The 14433-nt window shown below is 70.0% G+C and carries 12 protein-coding genes; 8 read left to right on the top strand and 4 right to left on the bottom strand.

From position 1 onward, the window contains the following. Position 1: 1 nt before the first annotated feature. The 4 genes from OG982_RS21950 to OG982_RS21935 all read right to left on the bottom strand — a co-directional run bounded on the left by OG982_RS21950 (position 2) and on the right by OG982_RS21935 (position 3358). The gene (locus tag OG982_RS21950; protein ID WP_266784154.1) at positions 2 to 673 is read right to left on the bottom strand and encodes a DUF4241 domain-containing protein; all 672 of its coding nucleotides are present in this window, start codon (positions 671 to 673) and stop codon (positions 2 to 4) included. 156 nt (positions 674 to 829) lie between these two features. Next, on the bottom strand, positions 830 to 2305 hold the full coding sequence (gltX, locus tag OG982_RS21945; RefSeq protein ID WP_266784156.1) for a glutamate--tRNA ligase: 1476 nt from the start codon (positions 2303 to 2305) through the stop codon (positions 830 to 832). Next, a complete protein-coding gene (locus OG982_RS21940) occupies positions 2298 to 3074 on the bottom strand; it encodes a fumarylacetoacetate hydrolase family protein (protein WP_266784158.1) in 777 nt (258 codons plus the stop codon). Before OG982_RS21940 ends, gltX begins: the two co-directional genes overlap by 8 nt. Positions 3075 to 3172: 98 nt before the next feature. Then, complete coding sequence (locus OG982_RS21935) at positions 3173 to 3358, bottom strand: hypothetical protein (RefSeq protein ID WP_008739867.1); 186 nt, start codon at positions 3356 to 3358, stop codon at positions 3173 to 3175. A gap of 564 nt (positions 3359 to 3922) precedes the next feature. On the opposite strand from OG982_RS21935, the gene OG982_RS21930 reads away from it, so the two are divergent. The 8 genes from OG982_RS21930 to OG982_RS21895 all read left to right on the top strand — a co-directional run bounded on the left by OG982_RS21930 (position 3923) and on the right by OG982_RS21895 (position 14376). Then, the gene (locus OG982_RS21930) at positions 3923 to 7687 is read left to right on the top strand and encodes a sensor histidine kinase (RefSeq protein ID WP_266949139.1); all 3765 of its coding nucleotides are present in this window, start codon (positions 3923 to 3925) and stop codon (positions 7685 to 7687) included. 9 nt (positions 7688 to 7696) lie between these two features. Next, complete coding sequence (locus OG982_RS21925; RefSeq protein ID WP_008739864.1) at positions 7697 to 8110, top strand: roadblock/LC7 domain-containing protein; 414 nt, start codon at positions 7697 to 7699, stop codon at positions 8108 to 8110. Between the two features lie 151 nt (positions 8111 to 8261). Continuing rightward, the gene (locus OG982_RS21920; RefSeq protein ID WP_266784162.1) at positions 8262 to 8654 is read left to right on the top strand and encodes a DUF742 domain-containing protein; all 393 of its coding nucleotides are present in this window, start codon (positions 8262 to 8264) and stop codon (positions 8652 to 8654) included. Further along, positions 8635 to 9219 carry an ATP/GTP-binding protein gene (locus OG982_RS21915; RefSeq protein ID WP_073776607.1) on the top strand — a complete coding sequence of 195 codons (585 nt, stop codon included), beginning with the start codon at positions 8635 to 8637 and terminating at the stop codon, positions 9217 to 9219. The genes OG982_RS21920 and OG982_RS21915 overlap by 20 nt, the downstream gene beginning before the upstream one ends. Positions 9220 to 9553: 334 nt before the next feature. Next, positions 9554 to 12754 (top strand): nitrate- and nitrite sensing domain-containing protein, encoded by a 3201-nt coding sequence (locus OG982_RS21910; RefSeq protein ID WP_266784164.1) that lies wholly within the window; start codon positions 9554 to 9556, stop codon positions 12752 to 12754. 10 nt (positions 12755 to 12764) lie between these two features. Further along, complete coding sequence (locus tag OG982_RS21905) at positions 12765 to 13178, top strand: roadblock/LC7 domain-containing protein (protein WP_008739857.1); 414 nt, start codon at positions 12765 to 12767, stop codon at positions 13176 to 13178. Between the two features lie 93 nt (positions 13179 to 13271). After that, positions 13272 to 13814: a DUF742 domain-containing protein gene (locus tag OG982_RS21900; RefSeq protein ID WP_266784166.1), complete on the top strand. Its 543-nt coding sequence runs from the start codon at positions 13272 to 13274 to the stop codon at positions 13812 to 13814. After that, a complete protein-coding gene (locus OG982_RS21895; RefSeq protein ID WP_037792108.1) occupies positions 13795 to 14376 on the top strand; it encodes an ATP/GTP-binding protein in 582 nt (193 codons plus the stop codon). The genes OG982_RS21900 and OG982_RS21895 overlap by 20 nt, the downstream gene beginning before the upstream one ends. Positions 14377 to 14433 lie beyond the last annotated feature (57 nt).

Below are 14433 nucleotides of genomic sequence, written 5' to 3'. Positions count from 1 at the left end.
GCTACGCCGGGAGATCGTCCCGCGGGGGCACGACGAAGAAATCGGTGACGAAGCAGGTGATCTCGCCGTCGGCGTCACGGCCCACCCAGGTCGGGTACGCGCCGTCGCCCCAGCCGGAGCCGAAGGCGACCAGGTTGTGGCCGTCCTCGCCGGCCACGACGTAGGGGCCGGGCTCGTGCCCGGTGGCCTCGAAGGCGTCCCAGAGCGGCCCCTCGTCGCCCTCGCAGTCCGGGAACGCGTCGTCGGCCGCGGCGTCGTAGAAGCAGCCCGTGCCCGCGTCGACGCCGTAGCCGAAGAACTCGTCCTCCTCCAGCGTCGCCGGGTCCTGGCCCTCCTGCAGGGCGGGCTCCCAGGTCACGGCCGGCCGGTCCGCGACCACCAGGCGGACGGCGGCGATCCGCAGGTGCGGGCTGTCCGACGGGGGCTCCTCGGGCGTGGTGATCGTGGCCATGGCGGCCTCCACCCGGTAGCGGCCCGGGGCCACCCGGGCGGTGAACGGCGGTATGTCGCCCGTGCCGAGGCAGAGGAACGGGTCGCAGGCCACCACGCGGCCGGAGGGCAGCCACAGCTCGCCCCCGTCGACCACCGCGAGGGTGCCGGTGGGGCCGTCCTCGTAGGAGAAGGTGTTGCCCGGCGTGAAGTGCCAGGCGTAGTCGGGGGCGGTCATCGGCATGTCGGGTCCTTCGCACAGCGGGCGGTACGGGTACGCGCGTACGCACGTACGGGCAGTCGATCTCCGCAGACCCTAGCGTCGTCCCGCGAGAACGCCGCAGGGGGCGGCGGCCGGGGATCTCCGGCCGCCGCCCCCTGCGGGACACACGGGTGACGCCTACGCGGCGAGCTTCGCCAGCGCCGCGTCGATGCGGGCCAGGGAGCGCTCCTTGCCCAGGATCTGGAGGGACTCGAAGAGCGGCAGACCGACCGTGCGGCCGGTGACGGCCACGCGGACCGGGGCCTGCGCCTTGCCGAGCTTGAGGCCGTGGGCCTCGCCGGCGGTCAGGACGGCCTGCTTGAGGGCCTCGGGGTCGTTCCAGTCGGCCGTGTCCAGGTGGGCGCGGACGCTGGTCAGCAGGGCCGCCGGCTCACCCTTCATCGCCTTGTCCCAGGACGCCTGGTCCTCGACGGGCTCCTTGCGGAACAGGAAGTCAACGTTCGCGGTGATGTCCGACAGGACGGTCACGCGGGTCTGGGCGTACGGCGCGATGGCCGCCCAGGCCTCGGCGTCGAAGTCCGCGGGCTCCCAGTTGGCGTGCGGGGCCCGCAGCCACGGCGTGCAGGCGTCCGCGAAGGCCTTCGGGTCCAGCAGCCGGATGTGGTCGGCGTTGATGGCCTCGGCCTTCTTGAGGTCGAAGCGCGCCGGGTTGGCGTTGACGTCCGGGATGTCGAACTTCGCCACCATCTCCTCGATCGAGAAGATGTCCTGGTCCTTGGAGAAGGACCAGCCGAGGAGCGAGAGGTAGTTCAGCAGGCCCTCGGGCAGGAAGCCGCGCTCGCGGTACAGGTTGAGCGAGGACTCCGGGTCGCGCTTGGAGAGCTTCTTGTTGCCCTCGCCCATGACGTACGGCAGGTGGCCGAACTCGGGGACCGCCTTGGCGACGCCCAGCTCGATCAGCGCCTTGTAGAGCGCGATCTGGCGCGGGGTGGAGGACAGCAGGTCCTCGCCGCGCAGGACGTGCGTGATCTCCATCAGCGCGTCGTCGACGGGGTTGACGAGCGTGTACAGCGGCGCGCCGTTGGCCCGCAGGATGCCGAAGTCCGGCACGTTCTCCGGGGTGAAGGTCAGCTCGCCGCGGACCAGGTCGGTGAAGGTGATCGGCTCGTCGGGCATCCGGAAGCGGACGATCGAGGAGCGGTGCTCGCCCTGGTACGCCTCCAGCTGCACGGTGGTCAGCTCGCGGCAGTGGCCGTCGTAACCGGAGGGCTTGCCGGCCGCGCGGGCGGCGGCGCGGCGCGCGTCCAGCTCCTCGGTGGTGCAGTAGCAGTCGTACGCGTAGCCGCCGTCCTTGAGCTTCTTCGCGACGTCCGCGTAGATGTCCATGCGCTGGGACTGGCGGTACGGGGCGTGCGGGCCGCCCACCTCGGGACCCTCGTCCCAGGTGAAGCCGAGCCAGCGCAGCGAGTCGAGCAGCTGGGCGTACGACTCCTCGGAGTCGCGCGCCGCGTCGGTGTCCTCGATGCGGAAGACGAACGTGCCGCCGTGGTGGCGGGCGAACGCCCAGTTGAAGAGAGCCGTCCGGACCAGGCCGACGTGGGGGTTGCCAGTCGGGGAGGGACAGAAACGGACGCGGACGGGTGCGTTAGCCACGCTTGATCACCTTGTTGGTGAGAGTGCCGATGCCTTCGATGGTGACGGCGACCTCGTCGCCGACGTTGAGGGGGCCGACTCCGGCCGGGGTCCCCGTGAGGATGACGTCGCCCGGGAGCAGCGTCATGGCCTCGGTGATGTGGACGATCAGGTCCTCGATGGAGCGGACCATGTCGCTGGTGCGGCCGAGCTGGCGCTGTTCGCCGTTGACGGTGCACTGGATGGTCAGGTCGCCGGGGTCGAGGTCGGTCTCGATCCAGGGGCCGAGGGGGCAGGAGCTGTCGAAGCCCTTGGCCCGGGCCCACTGCTTCTCGCGCTGCTGGACATCGCGCGCGGTGACGTCGTTGGCGCAGGTGTAGCCGAGGATCACGTCCTTGACGCGCTCCTTGGGGACCTCGCGGCACATGCGCCCGATGACCACGGCGAGCTCCGCCTCGTGGTGGAGGTCCTGGGAGAACGAGGGGTACGTGATCGGGTCGCCCGGGCCGACCACCGAGGTGGAGGGCTTGAAGAAGGTGATGGGAGCCTCGGGGACCTCGTTGCCCAGCTCCGCCGCGTGCTCCGCGTAGTTGCGGCCGATGGCCACGACCTTGTTCGGGAGCACGGGCGGCAGCAGCCGGACCTTGCTCAGCGGAACCTTCGTGCCGGACAGCTCGAAGTCCGCGAACGGGATGCCCTTGATGATGTCGAGGACGAGCTCGTCGGGGGCAGAGCCCTCGACCGCCCCGAACGCGACATTGCCGTCGATCGAGAACCTGGCGATGCGCACGTGTTGCGTCTGCCCCTCTGTATTTCCGCTGGCTGGAGTCTGCGGACTCCAGGCTAACGCGGCGGGCAGCGGCGCTTCGCTTCCTTTGTGTGGAGGGCCTACTGCGCGGCGGCGGCGACCGGCGCGTCCATCAGCGTGGTGCGGCGCGGGTTCGCGGTCTGGGCCGGCAGGTCGACGGTGTGCTCCTGGACCTCCACCGCCTGCAGCTCCTCGGCGTCCTTCAGGTGCGCGAGGGTGGTGCGGCGCGGGTTGGCTATGTTGCGGAACATCATCGTCGTCTTCATCGGAGTCTCGGGCCCTCGGCTCGCTCGTGGTGTTCGGTCAACGGTCGCCAACCTCGTAAGAGGCAAGGCTAAACATCCAAATCCGTCACCGAACCGGGAAGTAATGGCCACAGCCGTGTGAGTTTGCTCACCCGTGACCGCCCATACCGGTCATAACGGACAGTCAATTCCACCCGAAGAAACGGACATTGCGCCACTGAATGAGCCATTCCGCTCCTGATCATCTCGACTGGGACACCTTGCCAGCAGCGGTGTTTGGATGGCGTAAGTCCGGTTTACCCCGAAAGGGCTTCCACATCGCGTAGCACTCCCGTCACAGGCCGTCACCGACTCTCAAGGCCGACACGCGCACCTTGTTGGAGATCCGGCACTGTGCTGGAATTCGCGGGACCGCCGCGGGAATCAGCCGGCGCGCAGGTGGCGCGACTCAGCGCCGAGCGCGGTGGCAAGGAGAGGGAGACGCGCCGGTCACCGACGACCACCATGGGGCCGTTAGTGCCCCACGACTCGACACCGTCCCACCGGTCGCCCGGTGAGACGCCTGGTCCAGAGGTTGCGACGCTAGTGCAGGGACGATTCAAGAGGGATGGCAGCGCTGCGGCGGAGCAGGAGCCGCGCGGCGGGATCGACCGTGGCTCCTCGCCCCAGCACGCCCAGAACCGCGGGCCGGCTGCCGAAGGAGCGGGCCCCAACGCCTCCACCACGGTGAAGGCCAAGGGTCGCGGCAAGTCCAAGGGCTTGGCCAAGGGCAGCGGCAAGGACAAGGTCAAGGACCAGTCCGCCGAGCTGGACGTGGCGATACCGACGGCCCCCAGTGGGCCCGGCTCCCGTCTCGCCATGCAGAACTGGCGCATCAGCACGCGACTGGTGTCGCTGCTGACCCTGCCGGTCGTCGCGGCCACCACGCTCGGTGGCTTCCGTATCAACGACTCGCTCAATGACATCGCACAGCTGGAGCACATGCAGCTGCTGACGACGATGACCCGGCAGGCCACCAACCTGGCCGCCATGCTGCAGACCGAGCGCGACAACTCCGCCGGTCCGCTGTCGGCCGACAAGTCGGGCAAGGTCAACAGCATCGTCCAGGGCGTCCGCGAGCAGACGGACGCGGCCGCCCGGTCCTTCACCGCCGCGACCGACAAGGTCGACAGCGCGGAGGACAAGGACGAGACGCTCAAGTCGATCCGCAACAACATCCTGCAGATCGGCCGCCAGCTCACCGGCATCGAGGACATCCGCAAGAAGGCGTACCAGAACGGCGCCCAGCAGACCGTCACCGAGTACAACGCGCTGATCGTCTCGCTGCTCTCGCTCTCGCAGGACATGGCCCAGGCCACCTCCAACCCCGAGATGATCAAGCGTACCCGCGCCCTGGCGGCGTTCTCCTCCGCCAAGGAGTACGCCTCGATCCAGCGCGCGATCATCGCCGCCTCGCTCCCCGACCCGTCGGTCGCGGACAAGGCCGGCAAGCTGGAGGAGAACGACCGGCTGTACGCCCTCTCCGCGCTCCGCGGTGAGAGCCAGTCCAAGAAGACCTTCGAACTCGTCTACCAGGGCAAGCCCGAGGAACTCCTCGCGGCGCTCGGCGACGGCAACCCGGAGATCGGCCAGGCGGACCACTACGCCCGCCGCGTCCTGAGCACCCAGGGCCAGTTCGCCAAGGAGAAGAACCGCTCCTGGCTCGACTGGTACGACGCCGACGACAACAAGCTCCAGGCCATGAAGGTCATCGAGCTCACGCTGCTCGAGGACATGGAGCAGAAGGCCCGCGAGCTCAAGAACGAGTCGCAGCAGGACGCCATCATCAACGGTGCCCTGATCCTCCTCGTCCTCGGCGTCTCCCTCGTCGGCGCCTTCGTCATGGCCCGGTCCATGATCCGCTCGCTGCGCCGCCTGCAGGACACCGCGACCCGGGTCGCCCAGGACCGTCTGCCCGAGCTCGTCAAGCAGCTCTCCGAGTCCGACCCGCAGGACGTCGACACGTCCGTGGAGTCGGTCGGTCTGCACACCCGCGACGAGATCGGCCAGGTGGCCGCGGCCTTCGACGACGTGCACCGCGAGGCCGTCCGCCTCGCCGCCGAGCAGGCCCTCCTGCGGGGCAACGTCAACGCGATGTTCACCAACCTCTCGCGCCGCTCGCAGGGCCTCATCCAGCGTCAGCTCTCGCTCATCTCCGAGCTGGAGTCCCGCGAGGCCGACCCGGACCAGCTGTCCTCGCTCTTCAAGCTCGACCACCTCGCGACCCGCATGCGCCGTAACGGCGAAAACCTCCTCGTCCTCGCGGGCGAGGAGCCGGGCCGCCGGTGGACCCGCCCCGTCCCGCTCGTCGACGTGCTCCGCGCCGCGGCGTCCGAGGTGGAGCAGTACGAGCGCATCGAACTCGCGTCGGTGCCCGGCACCGACGTCGCCGGCCGCGTCGTCAACGACCTCGTGCACCTCCTCGCCGAGCTGCTGGAGAACGCCACCTCGTTCTCCTCACCGCAGACCAAGGTCAAGGTCACCGGTCACGCGCTGCCGGACGGCCGCGTGCTCGTCGAGATCCACGACACCGGCATCGGCCTCTCCCCCGAGGACCTCGCCGCGATCAACGAGCGGCTCGCGTCGCCGCCGACCGTGGACGTCTCCGTCTCCCGCCGCATGGGCCTGTTCGTGGTCGGCCGCCTGTCCCTGCGACACGGCATCCGCATCCAGCTGCGCCCGTCCGACTCGGGCGGTACGACGGCCCTCGTCATGCTCCCGGTGGACGTCGCCCAGGGCGGCAAGAAGCCGGGTCCGATGCCGGGTCAGGGCGGCCAGGGCGGCCCCGGTGCGCAGGGTGCCCCCTCCGCCCAGGGTTCCGTGCCCGGCGGCGCCGGTCGTCCCCCCGTGGGCGGCGCCCCGCAGCGCGGCCAGGTCTCCGGCGGCGGGCAGCGGGCAGCGCTGCCGGGTCGGGACGGCTCGGGCGGCGGCAACGGCGGCAACGGCCAGCAGCGTCAGCAGGGTGGCCGGCCCCAGCAGCCGGGCGGTCCCTCCGCCCGTCCGCAGGGCGGCCCCGGCGCGCCCACCGGCCAGGGCCAGGGCCAGGGTTCCTTCGGTTCCGGCGCTCCGCTGGCGGGCCGCGGTCCGCAGCCCCGTCCGACGGGCGCCCCCTCGGCTCCCTCGGCCGGCGGTCCCTCCGGGTTCCCGCAGGGCAACGGCTTCGAGCGGCCCCAGGCTCCCCAGCAGCAGCCCCAGCAGGCTCAGGCTCAGCAGCCCCAGTCCCAGCAGCAGTCGGCGCCCCCGGCGCCGGCCCAGCGCGGCCCCCGGCCGCAGCTGCCGCCGCGCGGTGGCGCACCGCGTCCGGAACTGCCGGGTGCGGGTGCCGCTCCCGGCGGGATGCCGCAGGCCACCAGCTGGGGCGCCGGCCAGGGCGGCCAGGAGGTCCCGCGCGGCCACGACGAGCTGTCGGGCCCCGGCTCCACGGCGGAGTTCGCCCGCCCGGACTTCAACGCCCCGCAGCCCCCGGCCGCGTACGACAGCGGTTCGACGGGCCAGTTCGAGCGTCCCGACGTGCGCGGCGGCTCGCTGAGCCCGTCCGGCACCGGGCAGTTCGAGCGCCCGGAGCTGCGCGGCGGCGCCGACCCGGCGTCGACCGGCCAGTTCGCCCGCCCGGACTACCCGGCCACCCGGCCCGGCGGTCCCGGTGTAGGCGGCCCCGGCGGTCAGCAGGGGCAGGCTCCGCAGTCCGGCGGCGCCTACGCCCCCGTACCGGCCTCGCGCCCGGAGACCCCGCAGCTGCCGCAGGCCCACCAGCCGGAGGCGCTGCCGCCGGCCCAGGGTCCCGGTGAGGCGCGCAGCCCGATCTTCGACACGCTGGAGTCGAACTGGTTCCGCGAGGAGGGCGCCGAACAGCAGCCCCCCGCGCAGGCACCGGCCGTACCCCAGCAGCCGCGGCCGCAGCACCAGATCCCCGGTGCACCGCAGCGCATCCAGCAGCCGCTGCCCACGCGCGGCATGGAGCTGCCGGCGGAGTCCGCCCCGGCGACGACCGGCAGCACGCCGACCGTAAGCTGGCGGTCCTCGCCGAACGACGAGCTGATGCGGCAGGCCGAGCGCGTGCGCCAGCCCGCCGCCGGCGGAATCACCACCTCCGGACTGCCGCGGCGCGTGCCGCGGGCCAACCTCGTCGCCGGCACCGCACAACAGCAGGCCGACGCCCAGCCCGGTCCGCAGGTCTCGCGTGCCCCGGACGACGTCCGTGGCCGTCTGACCAACCTCCGACGCGGTATCCAGCAGGGACGCCAGGCAGGCAACAGCGGCCCGGCCACCGGCAGTTACCACATCGACCCCACATACCAGCAGGAGCGATAGTTGAGTTCGATGAGCCAGGCGGCACAGAACCTGAACTGGTTGATCACCAACTTCGTGGACAACACCCCAGGGGTGTCCCACACGGTGGTGGTTTCCGCCGACGGCCTCCTTCTGGCGATGTCCGAGGGGTTCCCGCGTGACCGCGCCGATCAGCTGGCGGCCGTGGCCTCCGGTCTGACGTCGCTCACGGCCGGAGCCTCCCGCATCTTCGAGGGCGGCGCCGTCAACCAGACGGTGGTGGAGATGGACCGCGGGTTCCTCTTCCTGATGTCCGTGTCCGACGGATCCTCCCTGGCCGTACTGGCGCACCCCGAGTGCGACATCGGCCTCGTCGGCTACGAGATGGCCCTCCTCGTGGACCGCGCCGGCAGTGTCCTCACCCCGGACCTGCGCGCGGAGCTCCAGGGAAGCCTGCTCATCTGACCGCCCATCTCCCGGCCGGACGGTACTTCCGGCCGGGGGACCGGGGTAACCACCCCGGAACCCAGTACCACCGCCAGGCCGTCATACCGTCCCCCCACCGGCCGCCCCGTCAGACGGCACGCTGACCACTGCTGTCCAGCCCGGAGGATCAATGACCCCGCCCCCCGCCTATTCCGACGCGTACGACTCGTCGTACTCGGAAGGCGACCAGCCGCTGGTACGTCCGTACGCGATGACCGGTGGCCGGACCCGTCCGCGCTACCAGCTCGCCATCGAGGCGCTGGTCAGCACCACGGCCGACCCGATGCACCTCTCCGGCATGCTTCCGGAGCACCAGCGGATCTGCACGCTGTGCCGCGAGGTCAAGTCGGTCGCGGAGGTCTCCGCACTGCTGTCGATGCCGCTCGGTGTCGCCCGGATCCTCGTGGCCGACCTGGCCGAGGCCGGAATGGTGGCCATCCACCAGCCGGGCAATGGAGAGGCCGGCGGCACGCCGGACGTAACGCTGCTCGAGAGGGTTCTCAGTGGACTTCGCAAGCTCTAACGGCGGAGCGGCTCCTCGCTCCACCACCTCCGCGAAGATCGTGGTGGCCGGCGGCTTCGGCGTGGGCAAGACCACGTTCGTCGGCGCGGTCTCCGAGATCAACCCGCTGCGCACCGAGGCCGTGATGACGTCCGCGAGCGCCGGCATCGACGACCTGACCCACACCGGGGACAAGACGACCACCACGGTCGCCATGGACTTCGGTCGCATCACCCTGGACCAGGACCTGATCCTGTACCTCTTCGGTACCCCCGGTCAGGACCGCTTCTGGTTCATGTGGGACGACCTCGTCCGCGGTGCCATCGGTGCGATCGTCCTGGTCGACACCCGCCGTCTCGCCGACTGCTTCCCCGCCGTCGACTACTTCGAGAACAGCGGGCTGCCGTTCGTCGTGGCACTCAACGGTTTCGAGGGGTACCAGCCGTACACCCCCGAAGAGGTGCGCGAGGCGCTGCAGATCGGCCCGGACGCCCCGATCATCACCACCGACGCCCGCCACAGGGCGGACGCCAAGAGCGCGCTCATCACTCTCGTCGAGCACGCCCTCATGGCCCGACTCAAGTAACACGATTCAGGCCACGTGACTCAAGTGGCCCCACGCAAGCAGCACCAGTTCTTCACAACGTGAGAGGGGCGGGCTGTGTCCTAAGACACGGTCCGCCCTTCTCGTTCATAACGTTTCGACAGACAATTGCCGGGAGTTGGGCACAGGATGCGGTCACATGGTGTCGCTGTGCTCACAACCCGCCCCGCATTTGCCGCAGCTCGCTCTTTATGTCCGATTTATGTGAGGCATAAGTCTCTGGGACGCGCCGTTTTCAACTGTTTGGAACACGGCCGTCAGCCGTGCTGGAATTCAACGAACTAGCTAGTAGCACCGCCGGAAGGTTGTTGGTCGAGTGAGGCGAAGCAACTCGAGCCCCGCGGATGAACCCGCGCGCGGCAACTTCACCCCGCCGCCGCGCGCGGCCGCGTCGCCCGTCGACGTGCCCGTGGACCCACCGGTGAGCGGCAGCAGCAGCAGGTTCGCGCCCCGTAACTGGCGCGTGCCCACCAAGCTGAACGCCATCCTGCTCGTGCCGGCCCTCGTGGGCCTGGTCATGGGCGGCTTCCAGGTGAAGGGCTCCGTAGACACCTGGAACGAGGCCAAGGACGCCGAGAAGACGGCGCGCATCGTCCAGGCGGCCGCCGAATACGGCCAGGCCCTCCTCAACGAGCGTGACCTGAGCGCCGCGCCGCTCCTCAAGAACGACCGTACGAACGACGCGGTCGTGAAGGCGTACGCGGCGACGGACGCGGCCAAGGCCAAGTTCGCCGAAGCCGCGAAGGACCTGCCCGACGGCCAGGGTCTGGAGCGCCGCCTCGAACTCTTCCGCCAGGAGGAGCCCAAGCTGGGCGACGTCCGCAAGAACGCCTACGCCCTTCCGGAGACGGCCAAGAAGAACTTCGGCGCCAAGGAACTCGGTCCCATCCCGACCGAAGAGCAGTACGTGCTGGTCCAGCACTACCTCATGCAGTTCTCCAACGAACTCGGCCTCGGCACCGGAAACGTCACCAGCTACGGCCGCATGGTCTACGCGATCGAGCTGGCCAAGGCCGCGAACTCGCTGCAGCGCTCCGTCGGTACGCACCTCCTGGTCCGCCCCTCGCCCAACGAGGACGTCCGCAAGGCCCAGCAGGTCGCCTTCTCCTCCTACGCCTACCTCGAAGAGATAGCCATCGGCGAGTACGTCGCCGCCGGCACCGAAGAGGACGTGGCCCGCCTCAAGGAGGTCATGGGGAAGAAGTCGGACGAGGGCGCCGCCAAGCTCGCCGCCGCCAAGTCGCAGTCCGAGCAGTCTGGCCAGAAGTTCGTTCCCCCGCCCGTCGTCAACGGCTCCGCCCTCACCGGCATGACCGAGGCGATAGCCGGCGCCGACAAGAACACCAAGTTCGCCGCGGCCGGCGTCACCCCGCCCGCCTGGCAGGCCGCCGCCACCGCCAAGTTCGACGGTTACGCCGAGGTCGAGAAGGAACTCCTCGACAAGGCGCTCAAGGACGCGGTCGCCGTCTCCGACGACGCCCGCAACGACGCCATCATCACCGGCGCCATCGTGGTCGTGGCCCTGCTCGCCGCCTTCATCATGGCGGGCCTCATGGCACGCCAGATGGGCCGCTCGATGCGCCGCCTGCGCGGCGCCGCGTTCGACATCGCCGAGCAGCGCCTGCCGATGCTCGTCGACCAGCTCTCGCGTACCGACCCGGGCAAGGTCGACACCCGTGTCGTCGCGATCCCGATCGACTCCCAGGACGAGATCGGCGAGGTCGCCCGCGCCTTCGACCAGGTCCACCGGGAAGCGGTCCGGCTCGCCGCCGAGCAGGCGCTCCTTCGAGGGAACGTCAACGCGATCTTCACGAACCTCTCCATGCGCAACCAGTCTCTGATCGAGGGCCAGCTGACCCTCATCACCGACCTGGAGAACAACGAGGCCGACCCGGACCAGCTGGAGAACCTCTTCCGCCTGGACCACCTGGCCACCCGTATGCGCCGCAACGGCGAGAACCTCCTCATCCTCGCGGGTGAGGAACCGGGTCGCCGATGGGACCAGCCGGTGCCCCTCGTCGACGTGCTGCGCGCCGCCTCCTCCGAGGTGGAGCAGTACGAGCGCATCGAGCTCTCGGGCGTCTCCGAGGCCGAGATCCACGGCCAGGCCGTGACCGACCTCGTGCACCTGCTCGCCGAGCTCCTGGAGAACGCCACCACGTTCTCCTCCCCGCAGACCAAGGTCCGCGTCAACGCCACGCGTCTGCCCGACGGCCGCGTGATGGTCGAGATCCACGACAAGGGCATCGGCCTCACCGCCGAGGACTTCGCGGACATCAACCACAAGCTGGCCAACCCGCCGACCGTGGACGCCGCGATCTCGCAGCGCATGGGTCTGTTCGTGGTCGGCCGGCTGGCGGACCGCCACAGCATCCGCGTCCAGCTGCGCCCCTCGGGCGAGGCCGCGGGCACCACCTCGCTGATCATGCTCCCCGACGCCATCACCCACGGTGGCGGTGGCGAGGGCATCCCCGACGACGACTTCACCGTCTCGTCGATGATCCCGCAGCAGCAGATCCAGCAGCCCGCCCCGCTGCGCACGGCCGCCGAGCTCGGCTTCGACGACTCCCGCTACGACCGCCAGGGCGGCGAGGCGGCCGACGCCAACCCGGTCGGCCGGTCGCTGGGACAGCAGGAGCGCCGGGCCGCGCTGGCCGCCCAGGTGAGCTTCCCGCAGGAGCAGCAGGCGGAGTACTCCGGCCACTCCTCCCAGGAGTATCCGGAACCCCAGCCTGAGCACGGGTACCAGGACTACCAGGGCTACGAGCAGCAGCCGCAGCAGGGCTACGACACGTCGTACGATTCCTCGCAGGACCAGCAGGGTCAGCAGGGATACCAGGCGTACCCGCAGCAGGGCTACGAGTATCCGGAGGCCTCCTACCAGGACGGACAGCCGGACGCCCAGGCGTACGACGGCGGCTACGAAGCCCAGCCCCACCAGGCTGAGTGGCCGGACCAGAACGCCTATTCGGAGGGCTACCAGCAGGACTACGGGACCGAATCGGAATCCCAGCCCGCTCCCGAACCCGCCGCGGAACGCGTAGGCTTCGACCGTCCGGGCGCCGCTGCCGACACCGGTCACCAAATGACCGGAGCGGGCCTGCCGCGACGCGGCAGCCAGCAGCAGTGGCAGCCGGCGAAGCAGGAAGCGGAGTCCTCCGGTTCACTCTTCGAACAGCGGCCGCAGCGTCAGCAGCAGCCGGCTGAGGCGGAGCGGGCCCCGGAGGGTGCGGAAGGCGGCAATGCCTGGCGCTCGGCCAACGACGAGCGCTGGCAGCAGGCCGGCAAGCTCCGTGAGCCGAAGGCGGGCGGGGTCACCCCGTCCGGTCTCCCTCGGCGGGTGCCCAAGGCCAACCTGGTCGAGGGCGCTGCGGAGACGACCCCGCAGGGCGGCCCCCAGGTCTCCCGCGCCCCGGAGGACGTCCGTGGCAGGTTGAGCAACCTGCGACGCGGTGTCCAGCAGGGACGCAGCGCGGGTTCCGAGCAGTCAAGTAACAGCTATGACCAGGAGCGTTAGTGTGAGCCCGATGAGCCAGGCGGCACAGAACCTGAACTGGTTGATCACCAACTTCGTGGACAACACCCCAGGGGTGTCCCACACGGTGGTGGTCTCCGCCGACGGCCTTCTTCTGGCGATGTCCGACGGATTCCCGCGCGACCGCGCCGATCAGCTGGCGGCCGTGGCCTCCGGTCTGACGTCGCTGACCGCAGGAGCCTCCCGCATCTTCGAGGGTGGCGCCGTCAACCAGACCGTTGTGGAGATGGACCGCGGGTTCCTCTTCCTCATGTCCGTCTCCGATGGATCGTCCCTCGCGGTGCTCGCGCACCCCGAGTGCGACATCGGCCTCGTGGGCTACGAGATGGCCCTCCTTGTGGACCGAGCCGGCAGTGTTTTGACTCCGGAACTGCGCTCGGAGCTGCAGGGAAGTCTTCTCAACTAGCAGACAGGCAGTGCGTTTCGCGTCATCGCACCATAAGGTGCGGTGGCGCGGTTCCACAGGGAGTACTGCGTTCTTGGAGTCGGAGGAGGAAACGTGACAACACCCGGAGGTCATCCTTATGGCGGCGCGCAGCAGCCGCAGGGTGGGCAGCACGACCAGAACCGCTTCAACTTTCCCTCCGCGCCCAGCCGGCCCGTGCCGGAGCACAACCCTTACCAGCAGCAGCCGTACGGTCAGCCCCAGCAGCCGCACCAGCCCCCTCGGGCCTCGCGGCAGCCGACTGCCCCGAAGGCGCACAACCCGCTGGTGCGTCCGTACGCGATGACCGGCGGCCGTACCCGGCCGCGCTACCAGCTCGCCATCGAGGCGCTGGTCAGTACCACGGCGGATCCCGCGCGCCTGCAAGGGCAGTTGCCCGAGCACCAGCGCATCTGCCGCCTGTGCCAGGAGATCAAATCCGTCGCGGAGATCTCGGCACTTCTCTCCATTCCTCTTGGTGTCGCCCGCATCCTCGTCGCCGACCTGGCGGAGGCGGGCCTTGTCGCCATTCACCAGCCCGGCGGCGACGAGTCTGCCGGCGGCCAGCCAGATGTGACACTGCTCGAAAGGGTGCTCAGTGGACTTCGCAAGCTCTAACGGCGGAGCGGCTCGCTCCACCACCTCCGCGAAGATCGTGGTGGCGGGCGGCTTCGGCGTGGGCAAGACCACGTTCGTCGGCGCGGTCTCCGAGATCAACCCGCTGCGCACCGAAGCCGTGATGACCAGCGCCTCGGCCGGCATCGACGATCTGACCCACACCGGGGACAAGACGACCACCACGGTCGCGATGGACTTCGGTCGCATCACCTTGGACCAGGACCTGATCCTGTACCTCTTCGGTACCCCCGGTCAGGACCGCTTCTGGTTCATGTGGGACGACCTCGTCCGCGGTGCCATCGGTGCCGTGGTCCTCGTCGACACCCGTCGTCTGGCCGACTGCTTCCCCGCCGTCGACTACTTCGAGAACAGCGGTCTGCCGTTCGTCATCGCCCTGAACGGCTTCGACGGCCACCAGCCGTACACCCCGGAGGAAGTCCGCGAGGCCCTGCAGATCGGCCCGGACGCCCCGATCATCACCACCGACGCCCGCCACCGCGCGGACGCCAAGAGCGCGCTCATCACTCTCGTCGAGCACGCCCTCATGGCGCGCCTGCGGTAGTAGGACCGCCGCGCGCGGACGCAGGAACCACGAAGGAGGCCCCCGCCGGCTGGCGGG

The sequence above is a fragment of the Streptomyces sp. NBC_01551 genome (genome assembly GCF_026339935.1).
Lineage (GTDB): Bacteria > Actinomycetota > Actinomycetes > Streptomycetales > Streptomycetaceae > Streptomyces.
The sequence above is the reverse complement of the archived record's forward strand: the minus strand, read 5'-3'. Positions and strand labels throughout refer to the sequence as shown.